The organism is Streptomyces sp. YIM 130001 (genome assembly GCF_003574445.1).
GTDB lineage: Bacteria > Actinomycetota > Actinomycetes > Streptomycetales > Streptomycetaceae > Streptomyces.
The window spans coordinates 210,355-230,011 of the sequence record NZ_KZ984561.1 but is presented as its reverse complement, the minus strand read 5'-3'; the positions used below and the strand labels follow the sequence as shown (position 1 = coordinate 230,011).

Sequence of the window (19,657 nt, the reverse complement as noted above, 5' to 3'; positions counted from 1 at the left end):
TGCGACTGCCCGACACCTTCGTCGGGTTGGTGCGACGGGACGTGGGGGAGACCTGGTGCAGGCACTCCTGGTGGAGCGCCGGCAGCAGCCGCAGGTGACGCTCCACCTGGCGGATGCAGGACGTGCACAGCGGGGGGTCGCCCGCCGGGTTCTCTCCCCGTGCATGCCGCCGCGGGCAGGGGTGTGGCTTCATCGAAACTCCTTCATGACGCAGAAATCCCTCGAGGCCGCGGTGTGCGCTCCTTGCGGCCGGTGCCCCTCGGGGAACGCTTGAGCGGGCCCGGAGAGGGGTTTCTTCATGAATTCCGTTGTGCCGCTGCCGAGGCAGTTCCGGCGAAACTTTTCAAGGAACGTACCTAGGGTTCCTTGAGCGCCGCTGCAGAATCGTTCGCGGCCTGTTCGATATAGCCACACTCGACTCGCGGTCCGCTGATACTCGCCTGCGTTCATTTCTCGAGTGGGTTTCCACCGGCCACCTAGCTCCGATTGAGCAGCTACCCCGACTGTGGCGGAGGAAGGAGGCGCTGTGGACGGTATGCATGGCAGCGAATACGCAGGAAGCGTCGGTCTCACCGCAGGTCCGCCCGCGACGGCGGCCCATCCCCGAAACCTTGGCTGGAACGGGGGAGGTGAAGCAGCGGCGCACGTCGAGATCTGTCTGGTCGGCGCGGGACCGCGAGGGCTGTCGGTCCTCGAACGGCTCTGCGCGCGGGAGAACAAGTCGCCCAGCTGGGACCGGATCACCGTGCACGTGGTGGACCCGGACCCGCCGGGAGCCGGCCGGGTCTGGCGCCCCGCGCAGTCCCGGCATCTACTCATGAACACCGTGGCCTCGCAGGTCACGGTCTACACCGATGCGAGTGTGCGGATCGACGGTCCGCTCGACGAGGGCCCGAGCCTGTACGAATGGGCCAGGTCCCTGGTGTCGGGCACGCTCGGCTCCGTACCCGACGGCGGGTACGGCGAGGAAGTCCTCGCCGACGCACGCCGGCTGGGCCCGGACACGTATCCCACGCGCGCCCTGTACGGCAGTTACCTCAACTGGGCCTTCGACCAGGTCGTGGAGGGGGCCGCGGTGCACGTGACCGTGCGCACCCACCCGCACCGCGCCGTGGCGCTCGAGGACGAGAAGGACACCGGGCGCGAGGGCGCCCAGACGGTCGTCCTCGACGACGGCACCCGGCTCACCGGCCTGTCCGCCGTGGTCCTCGCGCAGGGACATGTGCCCGCCCGGCCCACTGCGGCCGAGGAGACGATGGCCCAGTTCGCCGTACGCCACCAACTGACCTATCTGGCACCATCCAACCCGGCCGACGTCGACCTGACCGGTGTGGCACCGGGCGAACACGTCCTGCTGCGCGGGCTCGGACTCAACTTCTTCGACTATCTCGCCCTGTTCACCCACGGGCGCGGAGGTGTCTTCACCCGCAGCGGCGGCCGCGTCGTCTACCGGCCGTCGGGCCGCGAACCGCGCCTGTACGCCGGATCGCGCCGCGGTGTGCCCTATCAGGCACGCGGTGAGAACGAGAAGGGCGCCCACGGACGCTACTTCCCCCGCCTGCTCACCGCCGGCTACATCGCGAGCCTGCGGGCCCGCTCGACGGACCGCGGCGCCATCGACTTCGCCGAGGACCTGTGGCCGCTGATATCCAAGGAGGTCCGCAGCGTCTACTACGCGGGAGTGCTCACCCAGCGCGGCGCGCACACCGACCGGGTCGAGGAGTTCGTCGAGAGCTTCCTGGACGCCGAACCGGACGCGGAGGAGGAGGCACTGCTCGACGCCGAGGGCTTCGCCGCCGCGGAGCGGTGGGACTGGGAGCGGGTGGCGCGGCCCTTCGGCCACCTCTCCTTCCGCGACCGGTCCGACTTCCGCGCCTGGCTGCGAGCCTATCTGGACGACGACGTCCGGCTGGCCCGGCAGGGCAACGTCACCGGCCCGCTCAAGGCGGCGCTCGACCTCCTGCGCGACCTGCGCAACGAGCTGCGGCTCGCCATCGACCACGCCGGACTGACCGCGGCCTCCCACCGCCGTGACCTCGACGGCTGGTACACCCCTCTGAACGCCTTCCTGTCCATCGGCCCGCCCGTCTCGCGCATCGAGGAGATGACCGCGCTGATCGACGCCGGCATCCTCGAAGTCACCGGGCCCGGCCTGCAAGTGGATGCCGTCGAGGACGATCCGCTGGGCGCGTGCTTCGTCGGCACCTCGAGCGAGCTGCTGGACGTCCGCGTACGGGCCACGGTGCTCATCGAGGCGCGGCTGCCCGACATCGACCTGCGGCGCACCGGGGATCCGCTGATGCAGCACCTGTTGCGCACCGGCCAGTGCACCACGCACCGTGTGCCGGGCGTCGACCCGAGCGGATCCGACGACTACGAGACGGGTGGACTGGCCGTGTCCGAGCGGCCCTACCACCTGCTCGACGCGACGGATGCGCCCCACCCGCGGCGTTTCGCCTACGGGGTGCCCACCGAGTCCGTGCACTGGGTCACCGCGGCGGGGATCCGGCCCGGCGTCGGCTCGGTCACCCTCGAGGATTCCGACGCGATCGCCGCCGCGCTGCTCGCCCTCCCCGAACTCCCTTGGCACAGAAGCGAGTTCGTCGAACCAGCAGGTGAGCTTGCAGGCGCGGACCGGGCGTCGGCGCCGAGTGCGAAGGCGGGCGTATGAGTGCCGTGCACGATGCTCCGGCGACGCGGGCGGCCGCATGCCATCTGGACGAGGGGCTGCTGTCGCCGGTGCGCGCCGGCACCCCCGTTGAAGCAGCCGTGAGCGACCGGGCCTGGCTCCAGGCGATGCTCGACGCCGAAGCCGGCCTCGCCCGTGCCCAGGCCCGGTACGGCACCGTGCCGGCGCACGCCGCCGAGACCATCACGGCGGCCGCCCGCGCCGACCTGTTGGACGTGCGAGAACTGGCCCTGGCCGCCCGCGAGACCGCGAATCCCGTGGTCTGTCTGGTCAAGGCGCTGACGGCCGTGGTCGCCGAGCGTTCGCCGGAGGCGGCGGAGTACGTGCACCGCGGCTCCACCAGCCAGGACGTCTTCGACACCGGCGCCATGCTGGTGGCGGCCCGCGCACTGCGGTTGATCACCGCTGATCTGCGCACGGCGGCGGACGCCCTGGCCGGCCTCGCGGCCGCCCACCGGGAAACCGTCATGGCCGGACGCACCCTGGCGCTGCACGCCGTGCCGACCACCTTCGGGCTGAAAGCGGCGGGCTGGCACCGGCTCGTCGTGGACGCACTCGAGCGCCTCGACCGTGTGCTCGACGCAGGACTCCCGGCGTCCCTCGGCGGGGCGGCCGGCACCCTGGCCGGCTATCTGCAGTACGCGGGCGACGGCGGCGATCCCGCCGTCGTACTGGACCGTCTCGGCGACGCCTACGCCGCCGAGACGGGACTGACCGCCCCCGTGCTGCCCTGGCACGCCCTGCGCACCCCGATCGCCGACCTGGGGTCGGCGCTCGCCCACGCGGCCGGAGCCCTCGGCAAGATCGCCGTCGACGTGCTGGTGCTCAGCCGCACCGAGATCGGCGAAGTGTCCGAACCGGCAGGGGGGTTGGGGCGCGGCACCTCGTCCGCCATGCCGCACAAGCGCAACCCGGTCCTGGCGACGCTGATCCGGTCCGCCTCGCTGCAGGTGCCGGCCCTGACGACGGTCCTGCTGCAGAGTCTTCCGACCGAGGACGAGCGGTCCGCCGGCGTCTGGCACGCGGAGTGGCAGCCACTGCGGGAGTGCCTCCGCCTGACCGGCGGCGCCGCGCACACCGCGGTCGAACTGGTGCAGGGGCTGACCGTCCACACCGAGCGCATGTGGGCCAACCTGTCCGCCACCGGCGGGCAGTTGGTCTCCGAACGCGTCTGCGCGGTACTGGCGCCGCGGCTGGGCAAGGCCCGGGCCAGGGAACTGCTCACCGAGGCTTCCCACCTGGCGACCGCGGCCGGCAGGCCACTGGGCGACGTACTGGCCGAAGTGCCGGAAATCAAGGGGCTGTTGGACGTGGACGAGGTGAACGCCCTGCTCGACCCGGCCGGTTACACCGGGGCCGCCGGTGCGCTGGTGGACCGCGCGCTGCGACCGCCGGCCCAGGGGGCAGGGGACAGCTCGAGTCCCGTACGACCGGGCGCCGTTGACACCTGACCTCGGCACGCCCGCCCGCTCTGCCATCGTGCTCGCCACCCGCGAGCGCCGTGACGCGTTCGCAGACCCGCGACCGCCCGGAGGCGCGCTCAGCCCGCGAACACCCTGACGCGGGCTGAGCGCGCGCCCTTTTCCACGCGTCGGCTCTCATGTGCCGGCTCTCATGTGCCGGTTCTCGTGCATCGGTTCTCATGTGCGGCTCTCGCGTACCGGGTCCCACGTACTCGTCCCACGTGTCCGTCGCCCGTGTGAGCCGTGGCAGCCCGCCCGGGAGCCCGCCGCTCGAGCCCCCCTCGCGACCCGCTGGAGACCTGCTCCAGTGCGCCCTCTTGACAGCCCTCGAGTCTGCCGGGGCGGCCCATGATGCAAACACCAACGACAGGGAGGGGGCTGCCGAGTTGAGTACGCACCTGAATCCCGAAGGTACGAGTGGCGGCCACGGCCATGCCGTGGTCATCGGCTCCAGTCTCGCGGGTCTCACCGCGGCGCGTGCCCTCACCGTCCTCATGGACCGGGTGACTGTCATCGAACGCGACTGGGTGCCGCGCGGCCCCGGCCGTCGCCGCGGCGTCGCCCAGGCCCGCCATCCCCACGCCCTCATGCCCGAGGTCCACCGAGGCCTGGAGCGGCTCTTCCCCGGCATCGTCCGTGATCTGACCCGAGCCGGCGCGGAGCACATACCCATGTCCGACGGCCTGCTGCTGCTCGGCCCGGGAGGGTGGCTGCCCCGCACCACGTCGGACGCCACGATGGTGAGCGCGAGCCGGGACCTGGTCGACTCCGTCATCCGCGACCGCGTACGCGGGGACCCGAAGGTGACGTTTCTCCAGCAGCACGAGGCCGTCGGACTCCGGCCCGGCCGCCAGGACACCGTCACCGGCGTCCTGGTGCGCGCCCGGGACCGCAAGAAGGACGGCGGATGGTCCGAACCCCGCCTGCTCACCGCCGACTTCGTCATCGACGCCACCGGTAGCACCTCACGCGCCCCGCAGTGGCTTGCGGACATGGGCTACCCGGCCCCGGAAGAGACGGCCGGCGAAGCCAGGACCTCCTACGCCACGGCCATGTTCGCCCCACCCGTCGGCCATGTCGCCGACTGGAAGGGCCTGCTGCTCATGGCTGCGCCCGGAGAGCCGCACCAAGGGATGCTCCACACCATCGAGGGCGGCCGTTGGTCGGTCTCGCTCGCTCTCGGCGACGGAGCGGCGCCGCCCGCCGACCTGAACGAGTTCATCGGGGCCGCCGGCGCCTTGCGCCATCCGCTGTTGCGCGAGGTGCTGGAGTCCGCCACACCGCTCGGCCCCGTCTACGGCGAAGCCGCCCTCGGCACCCGCTGGCGGCACTACGAGAAGCTGCGCCGCTGGCCCGACCAGTTCCTCGTCGTCGGGGACGCCCTCGCCGCAGTCGATCCGGCCCACGGGCAGGGCATGGCGATCGCCGTGGAATGCGCCCTGACGCTTCAGCACATGCTGGCGAGCCACGGCACGGCCGTCGGCATCACCTACCGGCTGCGCCGCGCCCTCGCACACGCCCTGGCCCCCGCCTGGCGCCTGAGCACCCGCCGCCTCGGCACGGAGCGCGGCGCGGACGCCGACCTCGCCGCGCGGCTCGGCCAGAAGTACACGGCCCTGCAGTGCGCGGCGGCACCCACCGACCCACGAGCCGCGGCGCGGCTCCTCGCGATGGTGCAGACGGGCGTCTTCCCGGGGGCCGCCAGCTGGCCCCTGCTGCTCGGCGCCGCCGTGCGCGGCGCCGCGGCGCCGGTGCAGGACCCCGCGTCGCAGTATCCGCCGAGCAGGACGCACGGGGCGGGTGCCCGCCGGCGACGCCCGCGCACCCCGGCCACGTATCAGATCGGGGTCGCGGCCGGCTCGCGCCTGTCGCAGTCCAGAGGCACCTCGGCGAACTGGCCGTCCGCCCTGCCCACCGGCGACGGAAGAGGAAGGTGACGTAGTCATCGCTACGCCCTCTGCCACACGTGACACAGGACGACCCGAGGCCGAACGCTACGCACGATGCTGCCCGCGGGGGCATCAACCAGGCCGTGACGATTCAGAGTTGAGGTGGCGTCAGATGTGCCCAGAAGGTCCTCGCGCGGACCTGCCGGCCCTCGCGGATGCCGTGCGTCCCGTCCGTACACCGCAACACTCGAGAAACGCTCGAGAAACGCTCGGACCTGGGCAGATGTCTCACTCGAGCGTGGTTGTAACCCCTAGATCAAACTCGCTACCGTTCCCAACGCCCATGGGTACAGGCCGACTTGCGCCGCAGCAGGCCGAATCCGCTCCCGCCGGTTCACGACCGGGAGCGGGGCTGCCCATCACAGCCGAGCGGCGAGGGGAGGACGCGGGAGCATGAGCACGACCGACACGGCACCCGAGAGCACGCGCACGCCGGCCGGGAAGGGTGAACGCCTGGCGGACTGGGGGGACTCACGCCTGGGGCTCTACAACTTCAAGTTCCTGATCCGGAAGGTCTTTCCCGACCACTGGTCGTTCATGTTCGGCGAGGTGGCGCTCTACAGCTTCATCCTGCTGCTCCTGACCGGCGTCTACCTCACGTTCTTCTTCGACCCGAGCATGGCGGAGACCGTCTACCACGGCCCGCACGCCCCGTTGCAGGGCCAGACCATGTCGCAGGCCTACGCCTCCACCCTCGAGATCAGCTTCGAGGTGCGCGGCGGGCTGCTCATCCGGCAGCTGCACCACTGGTCGGCGCTGCTCATGATCGGTGCGCTCTGCCTGCACCTGTTGCGGCACTTCCTGACCGGATCGTTCCGCCGGCCCCGCGAGGCCAACTGGCTGATCGGCTTCATCCTCCTGGTCCTGGTGACCCTGGAAGGATTCTTCGGCTACTCGCTGCCCGACGACCTGCTCTCCGGAACCGGCCTGCGCATCGCCGAGGGCATCACCCTGGCCATTCCGCTGGTCGGCACGTACGCGCAGATGTTCTTCTTCGGCGGCGAGTTCCCCGGCACCGACGTCATCCCACGGCTCTACAGCTTCCACATCCTGCTGCTGCCCGGCCTGATCGTCGCGCTGCTCACCGTCCACCTGATCCTGGTCTTCTACCACAAGCACACGCAGTTCAGGGGCCCCGGCCGTACCGAGAAGAACGTCGTCGGCCAGCCGCTGATGCCGCACTACACGGCCAAGGCCGGCGGGTTCTTCTTCCTGGTGACCGGTGTCATCGCGATCCTCGCGGCCGTCGCCCAGATCAACGCGGTGTGGGTGTACGGCCCCTACCGCCCCGATCAGATCTCCCAGGGATCCCAGCCCGACTGGTACATGGGCTTCCTCGAGGGGGCTCTGCGCGCCTTCCCCTCCTGGCAGTTCACGATCCCAGGCGGCTACACGATCAACATGGGTGTTCTGGTACCCGGGGTGATCCTGCCGACGGTGATGATGATCGTGATCGCCGGCTGGCCCTTCCTCGAGGCCTGGGTCACCGGGGACAAGCGCGAACACCACCTCCTGGACCGGCCGCGCGACCATCCCACACGGACCGCCTTCGGCATCTCCTTCGTGTCCCTGTACCTCGTGCTGTTCTTCGGTGGTGCGAACGACGTCCTGGCCGAACGGTTCCATCTGTCGATGAACGCGATCACGTGGTGCGTACGGATCGGGGTGTTCCTCGTCCCGGCGCTCACCTACGTCATCACCCGCAGACTCTGTCTGGCGATGCAATTGCGCGACCGCGACAAGCTCCTGCACGGCCGGGAGACCGGAAAGATCAAGCGGTTGCCGCACGGCGAGTTCGTCGAGGGGCACGAGCGCCTGACACGGAGCCAGGAGTTCACCCTGTTGGACCGGCATGCCTACAAGCCGCTGCCGGCCCCCGAGACGGAGGACGAGAGCGGCATCCCCAATCCGCGTAACCGCAGCGAACGCATCCGCTACCGGCTCAGCCGCTGGCTGTACGGCAACCAGGTCGCCAAGCCGACCCGGGCGCAGATGCGCGAGGCGATCGAGCACTTCGACCACGCGGAGCACCCCCCGGCAGTGAACGGCCATGGTCCGGCTGAAGGCGAGGAGCCGGACACCTTGGTCAAACACGACCAGCAGGTGCGCTGACCCCGGTCGAAGCGGGCCAGGTCGGTGTGCGGCGACGCGGGTGTGCAGGGGACGTCCCACCCGCGTCGCCGCATTGTCGAAGGAGTTGAGCAACGACGATTTCCCGCGGTGCGTCTGCCGCGGGCCGCGGCACTGAGGCGGGCTCTGAGGGCCCGTCCTGCCCGGCGTGCGTCCGGCCGACACGCCTCAGCGACGACGGAGGTCCCCGATGCGCCGCACACCCAGAGGCCGGGACGGCCCCCCGGCCGAATCCATCACCGGCGCCCGCACGAGCCTGACGCAGGATGTGCGGGCCCGTCAGCGCCGCTACATCGTGGCCATGCTCATCCGCAGCGTCTGCGTCGTGGTCATGGCCCTCACCTGGGACCGTTGGCCGGTCCTCGCCGTCGCCGCACTCGTCGGCGCCGTCGCCATCCCGTACATAGCCGTCGTGGTCGCGCAGGCCGGATGGCGTCAAGGCCGTGGAGCCCGCCCGGAACTCGCCGCGGCCGCTCCGGCCCCCGCCACTCCCGTCGTCCTCGAACCGACGTTGATCCTGCCACCTGAACCTGAACCTGAACCTGAACCTGAGCGCTCCGCGGCCGGTTGAGGGTGGAGCCCTCCGCGCCGTCAGCTTCGTGTGGCTCGCCCTGACGCGCACTCACCCACCGCCCGGGCCCTCACACAGCGTCCACCCACTCACCCGTCGTCCGTGCGGGCCGTCCCCGCGTGAACTGCAGGCGCGGGCAGCGGCGCGCAGCGACCCTCGCAAGGTCGTACCGCATCGCGCAGCGTCGGGTCGTACCGAACCGCGCAGGCCCGAGGAACGGACGACCGCCACCCACGGGGCGTCCCGCAGTCGTCCGATGCCGCGGCAACCGTTCAGGAATCCGCGGACAAGCGGATGTCCCGGTCCCTGCGAGGCGACCGGGACGACAGCGGACGAACGGCGCCGATCAGTCGTCCGTCCCGGTCCCGGTCTCCGTCGCAGTCGCCTCGTCGCCGCGCCAGGGTCGGCACACGAGTACGAAGGACGCGGCCGCCGTCACCGCACTGGTCAGCTGGACGATGGCCATCGGGACGGCCGAGTCGGCGACGACGCCGACGAGGGACGAGGCGATGGCACCCATGATGAAGCAGGAGGTGCCCACGAGCGCGGCGGCCGAGCCGGCCGCGTGCGGCGTGCGCATCAGGGCCAGGGCGTTGGTGTTCGGCAGGATCAGCCCGAGCGAGGAGATCATGACGAACAGGCCGATCGCGAGCGGCAGCGTCCCCATGCGGCCGAGGACCCCGGTCGTCACGAGCAGCAGGTAGCCGGCGCCGGCCAGCAGGATGGCCAGGCCCCAGCCGAGCGCCTTGTCCAGCTTCACGCGGCCGACCAGGAGCCTGCCGTTGATCTGTCCGACGGCCATCAGACCCAGTGAGTTGAGGCCGAAGAGCAGCGAGAACGTCTGCGGCGAGGCGCCGTAGACCTCCTGGATGACGAACGGCGAGGCGGCGATGTACGAGAACAGCGCACCGTAGGCGAAGCCGTTGGTGAGCATGTAGCCGGTGAAGACACGGTCGGCGAACAGGCCGCGCATGACCCACAGCGCCGAGCGCACGCCCCCGCTCTGCCGCTTCTCCGGCGGCAGGGACTCGGGCAGGCGTCGCCAGACCAGCAGGGTGAGGGCGATGCCGACCACGGTGAGCACCACGAAGATGCCGCGCCAGTCGGTGACATGCAGGACCTGCGCGCCGATGACCGGGGCGATGATCGGGGCGAGGCTGGAGATGAGCAGCAGAGTGGAGAAGAAGCGGGCCATCGCGAGACCGTCGTAGAGGTCGCGCACCATGGCGCGGGCGATGACGATGCCCGCCGCCCCGGCGAGTCCCTGGACGAGCCGGAACCCGATCAGGAGCTCCGCGCTGGGTGCACACGCACAGATGGCCGCGGCGAGGACGTAGGTGACCAGGCCGGTCAGCAGCGGACGCCGACGCCCCCACTTGTCGCTCATCGGGCCGACCACGACCTGGCCGACGGCCATGCCGACGAGGCAGGCGGTCAGGGTGAGTTGGACCGTGGCCGAGTCGGACCCGAGGGTGTGTGCCACCTCGGGGAGCGCTGGAAGGTACATGTCCATCGACAACGGCGGTACCGCGGCCAGGGCTCCGAGCAGGAAGGTGACGAGGAGACTCGTGCGACGCCGGGCGGCCGCGGTGCCGGTGCCCGGTGGCGCTGTCGCGGATTGCGTCTTACGCGGCGCCGGCACGCCCTCGACGGTGGCATTCTCGGCGTGCTGAGACATGAGCCCTCCGCGTCCAGTTTCGATACGTGTCCGCCGCCGATGCTGACAGCTGTGTCCTACAGAACGGGCAGGGAATCGGTGGCGTGTACAAGCGATGAGCGGTGCCCCCGCCCCGACCTGCTGAAGAGTGTCCGAGGGTCGGCCCTTGGGTGATGTGCGGATAGAGGGAAGCTCAAGTTCCGCCGGGCGCACGGTATTGGTTCCGCTCAAGTGATCCAGGTCACAATTTGCTTCCCTTGGCGTGGAACTCTCGACCGTGTCACTATTCCGGCACGCCTCTCCTGCCCGAAAACATCTCGGGCCGCGATTCGAGCGCGAGATCCACCACCGGGCGGCAGCGACGAAGCCGCCGGTCCGGAAATCCTCTTCACGCCCATTCCGCACACCTGAGCGGGCCGGGAACACCATCGGTGTTCCCGGTCCGCTCAGCTGTTGCGGGACGCCCGCGCGGGCTTCAGGCCACCGGCCGCACGCCGTCCTGAACTCCCTCGCGCTCAGCGGGCCGTGGAGACCCCCGACAGGCCATGTCGACACGGTCCCGGCTACGGATCCGGTGCCGTACCTCACCCAGGTCGGACGCGACCTGGCGCGACCCGAGACGCCGCCGGTGCCGGACCGGCACGCGCAGACCCGACACGTCCTCAAGGCAGACTCTCGAGAAAGCAGGCCAGATATGCCCAGGCTGTGCAAGCCCGCCGTGCTGGCGCCGGACAACATCATCACGCTGGACGAGACGCTGGCGTTCGCCGAGCAGGCTCATGCCGGAAAACCCCAACTCCCGCTCGCCCTACGCCTCATCCGCAACACCGGTGTGCAGAAGCGGCACATCGTCCAGCCCATCGAGAAGACACTCGGCCACCCCGGGCTGACCGAACGCAACCGCATCTACGAGGTCGAGTCCAAGCGCTGGACGCCGCCGGTCATCGAGGAGGCGTTGCGTAACGCAGACGTGGCGGCCACGGACGTCGACGCGATCATCTACGTATCGTGCACCGGCTTCCTGATGCCGTCGCTGACCGCCTGGCTGATCAACAAGATGGGATTCCGGTCGGACACCCGCCAGATACCCATCGCCCAGCTGGGATGCGCCGCGGGCGGCGCCGCGGTCAATCGGGCCCACGACTTCTGCGCGGCCCACCCCGGCAGCAACGTCCTCATCGTCTCGTGCGAGCTGTGCTCGCTGTGCTACCAGCCCGACGCGGACGACATCGGATCGCTGCTGTCCGACGGACTGTTCGGCGACGCGGTCGCTGCCGCCGTCGTGCGCGGCGACGGAGGCGTCGGTATCGAGCTGGAGCGCAACGCCTCCTACCTCATCCCGAACACCGAGGACTGGATCTCCTACGCGGTCAGGGACACCGGATTCCACTTCCAGCTGGACCGCCGCGTGCCGGGCACCATGGAGCCACTGGCCCCCGTACTGCGGGAGTTCGCCAAGGACCACAGCTGGGACGCCGGCAACCTCGACTTCTACATCGTGCACGCGGGCGGACCGCGCATTCTCGACGACCTCGCCAAGTTCCTCGAGGTCGACCGCAAGGTCTTCCGGCACAGCTGGTCGACCCTGACCGAGTACGGGAACATCGCCAGCGCCGTCGTCTTCGACGCCGCCCGCCGCCTGTTCGAGGAAGACGCCCCAAGCCCCGACGCCAAGGGCCTCATCGCGGGCTTCGGCCCCGGCATCACCGCCGAGATGGCCCTGGGCACCTGGAGTGTCGACGCGCCGGACGAGCTCGACTGAGCACCGTGCCGCCGCCACCCATGGACGACAGGCCGAACAGACGAAGGAATGGAACCGTATGACTGGCCTCATTCTCCCCCCGGGGCAGGGGCGCAAGCTGATCACGAAGGCCCAGGAGGTGACCTTCAAGGCCACCGAGGCGGACGGCTCCTCCGTCTCGATCTTCGAGGTGGTCGTACCGCCGGGCTTCGACGTCGGTGCCCATGTACACGGGGACGCACAGGAGTTCTTCTACGTCCTCGACGGCGAGTTGGAGCTGCTGGCTTTCGAGCCGACGCAGCGCACGAAGGAGAACTGGCACGAGTGGGAGTCCCCCACCGGGGACAAGATGGTCCGCGCGACCGCGGGCGCCAGCATGTTCGTGCCGCCGAAGACCCCGCACGCGTTCCGCAACGCGTCGAAGCACCCGGCCCGCATGCTCTTCCAGTGCCTCCCCTCGCCCGTGCACGAGCTCTACTTCGAGGAGATCGCCAAGCTCTGGTCCTCCGGCGACGGCATCGACCCCGACGCCATCGACGAGATGCGGCAGCGCTACGACGTCGGCCAGATCACGCCGTTGCGCTACGACCCGCCCGCCGTCTCCGTACCCCAGCAGGCCACCGCGCGCGGAGTGTGACGAACATGAGCAAGGTAGACAGGATCCCGCTGGTGCACGCCAGCCTCGGAGAAAAGGAACTCGCCGCCGTCGCCGAAGTGTTCGCCTCCGGATGGCCCGCCGGCCAAGGGCCGCAGGGCAAGGCCCTGGAGACCCTCCTGAGGGAGCGCTACGGCGCGGGCGACGCCGTCGCACTGAGCAACTGCGGCGCGGCCCTGCACGTGGCGATGATCGCCTTCGGCGTCAAACCGGGTGACGAGGTGATCGTCGCCGACTACACCTTCCCCGCACCGGCTCACGCGGTGCGCTACGTGGGCGCGACCCCGGTGTTCGCGGACGTCCGCGCCGACACCGCGACCGTGGACCCGCAGGCGGTCGCCGACCTGGTGGGCCCGAAAACCGTCGGCATCATCGCCGTCGACACCGTCGGAATGCCCGCCGACTACACCGAACTGCAGGCGATAGCCGACCGGCACGGGCTGTTCCTGGTGGAGGACGCCGCCTGTGCGGTGGGCGCCACCTACCAGGGGCGCGAGGCGGGTTCGCTGGCCGAGGTGGCCTGCCTGTCCTTCCACGGCCGCAAGGGCGCGACCAGTGGAGAGGGCGGCGCGCTCATCGCGGCCGATCCCGCGATCGGCGCGCACGCACGCCGGCTCGCGTCCTTCGGTATCGGCAGCATCTACGACCAGGGGCAGGTCATCGGGCTGCCCGTGCCGCAGTTCACCGAGATCGGCTACAACTTCAAACTGTCCGACATCGCCTCCGCGATCCTCCAGGTGCAGATCGGCCGGATCGGGGAGCTGCTGGAGAGGCGCAACCGCGTCGCGAACGCCTACGCCGAACTGTTCGCCGACGAGGAACTGCTGACCGTGCCGCACGTGCCCGACGACCGCACGCACGCCTGGCAGTCCTACATCGTGACCCTGGACCCGCGCGTCGACCGGGCGGCCGTCGCCACCGACCTGCGGGAGCAGGGCATCGGCTGCCTGCACGGCACCTGGGCGAGTCACGTCCAGCCCGCGTTCGAGTCCCGGCAGGTGTGTCCGGTCTCCGCCGACCTGTTCCGGCGCAATCTCGGCATCCCCATGCACGCCGAGTTGACCGAGAGCCAGGTCGAGGAGGTCGTCCAGGCCGTACGCAAGTCCGTGCACAACCACGTGGCGCCCGGGGCGCGCGCAGCCTGAGCGACACGGCCCGGCGTGGCCGGCGCGCGGCGGGTCCCGGGTCGTCGGGCGAAGCGACCTGGACCCGCCGCGTCCCGTGTGGGCTCAAGGGCGAGCCGTACGCCCCCGTCCTCGGACGGGGGCCCGGGAGCGCGCGCACCTGCACGACACCCGCATCGCACCCACCGGCCGCGGCCCGGTCCCCGGCCGGCGCAGCGTCCGGCCGTAACGACGACACCGGCCTGCCGCGCAGCGAAGCCCGCATCGTGCCGCGACCGGCCGCCCTGTGCCAGAAGGAGAAGTGCCCATGAAGGGCTCCACAGCCTACCGATCGATACAAAAGCGCGGTCTGCACATCGGTCTCCTGCCGGAGATGGCGGCAGCCGTGAACCCGTCGACGCCGATCACCCTCGACCACGATCTCGGCGTCCTGCCCGAGGTGGGACGGCACCTGACGGTGTCGCAGTACGCGGGCCACGTCGACGACCTCGCGGCCCGCCTGTGGGCGGCCGGCGTCCGTCCCGACGAACATGTCGTCATCTACAAGACGGCCAACGCCGACCACTGGATGCTGGCCGCCGCGGTCTCCCGGATCGGCGGCGTGGTCGTGAACCTGTCCCCGGCCCTCGACGCGGAGACCGTGCGCGTCCTGCTGCAACGGGTGGACCAGCCCACGCTGCTCACCGACGGGGCCAAACTGGACGTACTGGCCGCGGTGCCGCTCGCCGACCTGACCCGCCGGGTGCTCAGCGCGTCCGGTGAGCGGCCCGGGGCCGTCGCCCTCGCCGATCTCGCCGGCTCCCCGCGCGTCAGGCCCGTGGTCCGGCCGATCGACGAAGCGGCGGTGATCACCCATACCTCCGGAACCACCGGCATCCCCAAGCTTGTGGTCCACACTCCCCGTACGCAGGGCATCCGGCTGCTGCCGCAGTGGCGCCTGCTCTCCTTGATGCGCAAGAAGGAGACCGTCGCCATCCACGTGCCGTTCGTGCACTCGCGGATGGTCGCGGCCATGTCCCTCGCGCTGCTGAAGGAGTACCCGGTCCTGCTCATGCGCGAGGCGGACCCCGCCGTCGTGGCCGAGCAACTCATCACACACCGCCCGGCGTTCATCGAGGCGCTGCCCAACTCCCTGATGGAGTGGGAGGGTCTGGCCGACGACCCGCGCGCGCCGTTCGGCTCCGTGAAGGTGTTCAGCAGCACCTTCGACGCGATCCACCCGGGCACCATGAGCAAGCTGCTCAAGGCCTCCGGCCGGCGCGGCGCCCTCTTCTTCCAGATCTACGGGCAGAGCGAGGTGGGACCGGCCGTCGGACGCGCCTACTTCCGCCACTCCGCCCACAAGGCCAACGGCCGCTGCGTGGGCTGGGCGATGCCCAAGGGAGCCGCCAAGGTCCGCGTCGTCAGCCGCAACGGCGAGACCCCGTCCGAGGCGAACCCCGGCTACATCGAGGTGGCCTGGGACGGTCTGGCCAAGAGCTACTTCGCCGAGCAGGACCGGTACGACGCCAACCGCCAGGGCGACTGGTGGCACACCGGCGACGTCGGCTACCGCACCAAGTTCGGCTGTCTGCACATGCTCGACCGCGAGATCGACATGATCGACGGGGTGCGCAGCTCGCTGGAGATCGAGGACGTGATGCTGGGCAAACTCGACGAGCTCAGCGAGCTGGTCGTGGTGCAGGGCCCCAACTCCGAGCCCGTACCGGTGATCTGCACGGTCGACGACCGGCCGTTGGATCGCGAACGGTGGCGTGCGGCTGCCGCCGGCTTCCCGCAGCTCGCCGACCCGGTGCAGTTCCCACAGGCCGAACTGCCGCGCACCGCGACGCTCAAGGTGCAGCGGGTGGCACTCGCCCAGCGCCTGGAGAAGCAGCTGCAGGCCTGACCCGACACGGGCCGGCGCCAAAAACGGCGCCGGCCCTCAAAGACCGGCGGGGCCGGCTCCCGGACGCACCGGCCTCGCCCTTGTCCGCGGGGAGCAGCGTCCTTCCCCCCTTCGCTGCTCCCCGCCCCCATGCCCGGGCCAGAACGCCGGCCACCGCCCGAAGGACCTTCGCCCAAGGAGCTATGCAGTGCTCACCCATGTGACCTCCAGGCACCGCACCGACCAGGATCCGGCTGCTGACGCGCTGCGTCGCACCGACGACCTGATGCAACGGGTGGAGCAGCGGCTGAGCTCCTTCCTCGCCGAGCAGCGCGCGGACGCCGACGGCATCGACCCCCGGGCGACCGACGCTCTGGACGCCCTGGCCTCCCTCGTCATGTCCGGCGGCAAACGCGTCAGGCCGGCGTTCTGCCTCACCGGCTGGCTCGCCGCCGGCGGTGACCCCGAGGGCCTCGGCATCGTCGAAGCGGCGAGCGGACTCGAGATGATGCACGTCTCCGCCCTCATCCACGACGACGTCCTCGACGACTCCGGCCAGCGGCGCGGCAAGCCGACCGTGCACACCGTCTTCGCCGGCCGGCACGCCGAGCGCGATTGGCAGGGCGAAGCGCGCCGCTTCGGCGAGGGCGTGGCCATTCTGGTGGGCGACCTCGCTCTGGTGTACGCGGACGACCTCGTCTCCCTCGGGCCGGCCGCCGCCCGCAAGGAGTGGCAGAAACTCCGCTCCGAAGTGATCATCGGCCAGTACCTGGACGTGGCGGCGGCCGCCGAGTTCTCGGTCGATCCCCGCCTCTCCCGGCTCATCGCGGTGATCAAGTCCGGCCGCTACACCATCCACCGGCCGCTGGTCATGGGAGCCATGGGCGCCGGACGGGCCGACCTGGCGCCCGCGTTCGCCGAGTACGGGGAGGCCGTGGGGGAGGCGTTCCAGCTGCGCGACGACCTGCTGGACGTGTTCGGCGACTCCGCCCGGACCGGCAAGCCCACCGGCCTGGACTTCACCCAGCACAAGATGACGCTGCTGCTCGGCTGGGCGATGCAGCGCGACGAGCGCATCCGCAGCCTCATCACGGAACCGGGCCACACCCCCGACGAGGTGCGCCGCCGACTCCTCGACACCGGTGTGCAGGAGAACGTCGAGAGGTACATCGCCAGTCTCGTCGAGCGTGGCTGCGACGCTCTCGATGACGCCCCCATGGACCCGGTGTGGCGCGACGTGCTGCGTGACATGGCCGTACGCGCCGCGTTCCGCGACAGCTGACCCGCGACGCACGGCATGCCACCCGACGAGGCGCTTGGAGGAGCAATGTCCAGAACCCGACTGACAGAGCTGTACGCAGGGGTCAAGGACTCGGCAGCCATCCTCGGCGTGCCCGTGTCGCAAAGCCGGGTGCTGCCCGTGCTCGGCGCCTACGAGGACGCCCTGGACGACGCACTGGTCGCCTTCCGGGTCGCGACGAACAAGCGGCACGAGGGCGAGTTCGACTGCCGGTTCACCGTGCCGCGCACCATCGACCCCTATGCCCGTGCCCGTACGACCGGACTGTACGTCGAGAGCGGGCACCCCGCGGAGCGTGTGCTGGCGGACGTGGAAGCCGTCTGCCCGGTGGACAGCTACGGGGTCGACTTCGGCGTCGTCGGCGGCTTCCGCAAGATCTGGGCCTACTTCCCGGGTGACGCGTACCAGAAGCTGTCCGCGCTGTGTGATCTGCCGTCCATGCCGGTGAGCTTGACGGAGAACTTCGACTTCTTCGCCGAGCGGGGCCTCGACGACAAGGTCGACCTGATCGCCGTCGACTACCGCAGCCGCACGGTCAACCTGTACTTCGCCGACTTCCCCGCCGAACTGCGCCGGCCGGACGCCGTCCGCGAGGTGCACCGCGCCGTAGGCCTGCCGGAACCGAGCGAGCAGATGACGCGCTTTTGCGCCAACTCCTTCGGTTTCTATGCCACGTTGAGCTGGGACTCGCCGAAGGTCGAACGCATCTCCTTCAGCGTGAAGACTCACGACCCGCTGGCACTGCCCGGCCGGCTCGGTCCGAAGATCGAGATGTTCGCCCGCAGCGTGCGCTACGGCCTCGGCGATCCCAAGATGGTCTACGCGGCCATGACCGCCTCGGGCGAGGAGTACTACAAGCTCCAGACGTACTTCCGGTTCGAGTCGCGCAGCCGGCTCGACCTGATGCCGTCCGCCGACGCCGTGACCCCCGCGATCTGACGGCGGGATTCCCATGGAAACGACAGTCACCCCGACGGCACCCGTCTTCGACTTCGACCGTATCGAGGACCACTTCACCGGCCGGCCCACCAGCCCCGTCGTCGTCGACGGCACCCCGGCCGTCTTCGTCAACGACCCCGCACTCGTACGGCAGATACTCGTAGGCGCGCACAAGGACTTCGGCAAGGGCGAGCTCTTCCAGAAGGCCCGGAACCTCAGCAGGGCCGGACTGCTCACCGACGACGAGGCCGCGCACCGGCACTACCGCCGACTGGCCCACCCGCTGCTCAGCAACGCGGCGGCCACGGAGCACGCCGCCACCATGCGCCGGACCGTCCGGCAGACGATCGGGACGTGGCGTTCCGGACAGGCCGTGGACGTCCAGGCGCAGATGTGCACGATCTCCAGCACGATCGCGATCAGGACCCTGCTCGGCACCCTGCCGGAAGCACGCACCCGCCGACTCGCCGCTCAACTCGCCGTCCTGTCCTGGGAGATGATGAAGAAGCCGCTGTACGGCACGGCGGCCGCCCTCGCGAACCACCGGGGTGCATCCAGCACCCTGGTCCACGCCCGAAAGGAGTTCCGCCGCCTGATCGCGGCCTGTGTCGCGGACCGGGAGCCCTGCCCCCGCGCGACCCGCGGCTATCTGGCGCAGCTCCTCGACGACGACGACGGCGCCCGGCGCGGTCCGGCCCTGACCGAGGAGCAGATCTGCGACGAGGCGGTCATGATGCTGACCGCCGCCACGGTGACGACGGCGTCGGTGCTGTCCTGGGCCTTCCACCTGGTCTCCACCCACCCGCATGCCGAACGGCAGCTGCTCAAGGACGCCGCGGGCAGCGGCTGCCCCGTCACCGACCGGCGCCGCACCGGCGGTTCGCCCGACTACACCCTGCGCTTCCTGATGGAGGTCCTGCGTCTGTATCCGCCGGTGTGGATCACCTGCCGCCGCACCCTGCGGGAGGTGGCACTGGGCGACGAACTGCTTCCGCCCGGCACCCAGGTGCTGTTCAGCTCGTACCTGCTGCACCGCGATCCGGCGCACCATCGTGACCCGGACTGCTTCGACCCCGACCGCTGGCTCACCCACCGGCCCAGCGCGGACGATGCCTCGTACATTCCGTTCGGCATCGGCGCCAAGGGCTGTGTCGGCGAGGCCTTCGCCTGGCAGGAACTCGTCGTCATCCTCGGTGAGGTGCTCCGGGAATGGTCCCTGGACGTCAGTCCCGGAACCCGGGTCCGTCCGGCCGCGGACACCACCTTGCACCCCCACCGGCTCGTCATGATTCCGCGGGCCCGCCGACGCCCTGACTCGCGCTGCGCCTGAACCCTGCTGCCGCCTTTCTCGAGCCTCGCTGCGCGGGCGGTCGCAGGGCAGGGGCAGGTGCCCGGAATGTGCATGGAGAGGGAGCCCGCCACCATCCGGTGAACGACAGGCGAGTGTGAGAACACCCTGCTCAGTGGGGTGTTGATGGTCAGGCGAGCGTGGGGCACAAGCCCCGGGGACCGTGATTGACAGCCCGACGCGGCCTTCCTAGCGTGCGGAATCCGGTCCCGCTGTCCGCCGTC

13 protein-coding genes are annotated in these 19,657 nt (G+C 70.4%); 12 read left to right on the top strand and 1 reads right to left on the bottom strand.

What is annotated here, in order from left to right; genetic code table 11:
* Positions 1–535 precede the first annotated feature (535 nt).
* The 5 genes from DSC45_RS24450 to DSC45_RS24430 all read left to right on the top strand — a co-directional run bounded on the left by DSC45_RS24450 (position 536) and on the right by DSC45_RS24430 (position 8,802).
* Positions 536–2,671: an FAD/NAD(P)-binding protein gene (locus DSC45_RS24450; RefSeq protein WP_119294116.1), complete on the top strand. Its 2,136-nt coding sequence runs from the start codon at positions 536–538 to the stop codon at positions 2,669–2,671.
* A complete protein-coding gene (gene pcaB / locus DSC45_RS24445; protein ID WP_119294088.1) occupies positions 2,668–4,140 on the top strand; it encodes a nitrosuccinate lyase in 1,473 nt (490 codons plus the stop codon). The genes DSC45_RS24450 and pcaB overlap by 4 nt, the downstream gene beginning before the upstream one ends.
* Positions 4,141–4,538: 398 nt before the next feature.
* The gene (locus tag DSC45_RS24440) at positions 4,539–6,089 is read left to right on the top strand and encodes an FAD-dependent oxidoreductase (protein WP_162929337.1); all 1,551 of its coding nucleotides are present in this window, start codon (positions 4,539–4,541) and stop codon (positions 6,087–6,089) included.
* Positions 6,090–6,494: 405 nt separating this feature from the next.
* Positions 6,495–8,213, top strand: a complete 1,719-nt coding sequence (locus DSC45_RS24435) for a cytochrome bc1 complex cytochrome b subunit (protein ID WP_119294086.1) — start codon at positions 6,495–6,497, stop codon at positions 8,211–8,213.
* A gap of 208 nt (positions 8,214–8,421) precedes the next feature.
* A complete protein-coding gene (locus DSC45_RS24430; RefSeq protein WP_119294085.1) occupies positions 8,422–8,802 on the top strand; it encodes a DUF3099 domain-containing protein in 381 nt (126 codons plus the stop codon).
* A 346-nt stretch (positions 8,803–9,148) separates the two neighbouring features.
* Here DSC45_RS24430 and DSC45_RS24425 read toward each other — a convergent pair whose 3' ends face one another.
* Complete coding sequence (locus tag DSC45_RS24425) at positions 9,149–10,480, bottom strand: multidrug effflux MFS transporter (protein WP_119294084.1); 1,332 nt, start codon at positions 10,478–10,480, stop codon at positions 9,149–9,151.
* Between the two features lie 673 nt (positions 10,481–11,153).
* Between DSC45_RS24425 and DSC45_RS24420 the strand changes: the two genes are divergently transcribed.
* The 7 genes from DSC45_RS24420 (at position 11,154) to DSC45_RS24390 (ending at position 19,415) form a co-directional block, all read left to right on the top strand.
* Positions 11,154–12,221 (top strand): type III polyketide synthase, encoded by a 1,068-nt coding sequence (locus DSC45_RS24420; protein ID WP_205571413.1) that lies wholly within the window; start codon positions 11,154–11,156, stop codon positions 12,219–12,221.
* A gap of 58 nt (positions 12,222–12,279) precedes the next feature.
* Positions 12,280–12,837 (top strand): cupin domain-containing protein, encoded by a 558-nt coding sequence (locus DSC45_RS24415; protein ID WP_119294083.1) that lies wholly within the window; start codon positions 12,280–12,282, stop codon positions 12,835–12,837.
* A gap of 5 nt (positions 12,838–12,842) precedes the next feature.
* Positions 12,843–14,000, top strand: a complete 1,158-nt coding sequence (locus DSC45_RS24410) for a DegT/DnrJ/EryC1/StrS family aminotransferase (protein WP_119294082.1) — start codon at positions 12,843–12,845, stop codon at positions 13,998–14,000.
* A 286-nt stretch (positions 14,001–14,286) separates the two neighbouring features.
* Positions 14,287–15,867, top strand: a complete 1,581-nt coding sequence (locus DSC45_RS24405; protein WP_119294081.1) for a class I adenylate-forming enzyme family protein — start codon at positions 14,287–14,289, stop codon at positions 15,865–15,867.
* Positions 15,868–16,054: 187 nt separating this feature from the next.
* Positions 16,055–17,128, top strand: coding sequence for a polyprenyl synthetase family protein (locus DSC45_RS24400; protein ID WP_240434817.1), 1,074 nt, complete (start codon positions 16,055–16,057; stop codon positions 17,126–17,128).
* A gap of 45 nt (positions 17,129–17,173) precedes the next feature.
* On the top strand, positions 17,174–18,085 hold the full coding sequence (locus tag DSC45_RS24395; RefSeq protein ID WP_119294080.1) for an aromatic prenyltransferase: 912 nt from the start codon (positions 17,174–17,176) through the stop codon (positions 18,083–18,085).
* A 13-nt stretch (positions 18,086–18,098) separates the two neighbouring features.
* On the top strand, positions 18,099–19,415 hold the full coding sequence (locus tag DSC45_RS24390) for a cytochrome P450 (protein ID WP_119294079.1): 1,317 nt from the start codon (positions 18,099–18,101) through the stop codon (positions 19,413–19,415).
* The last annotated feature ends 242 nt before the right edge of the window (positions 19,416–19,657 follow it).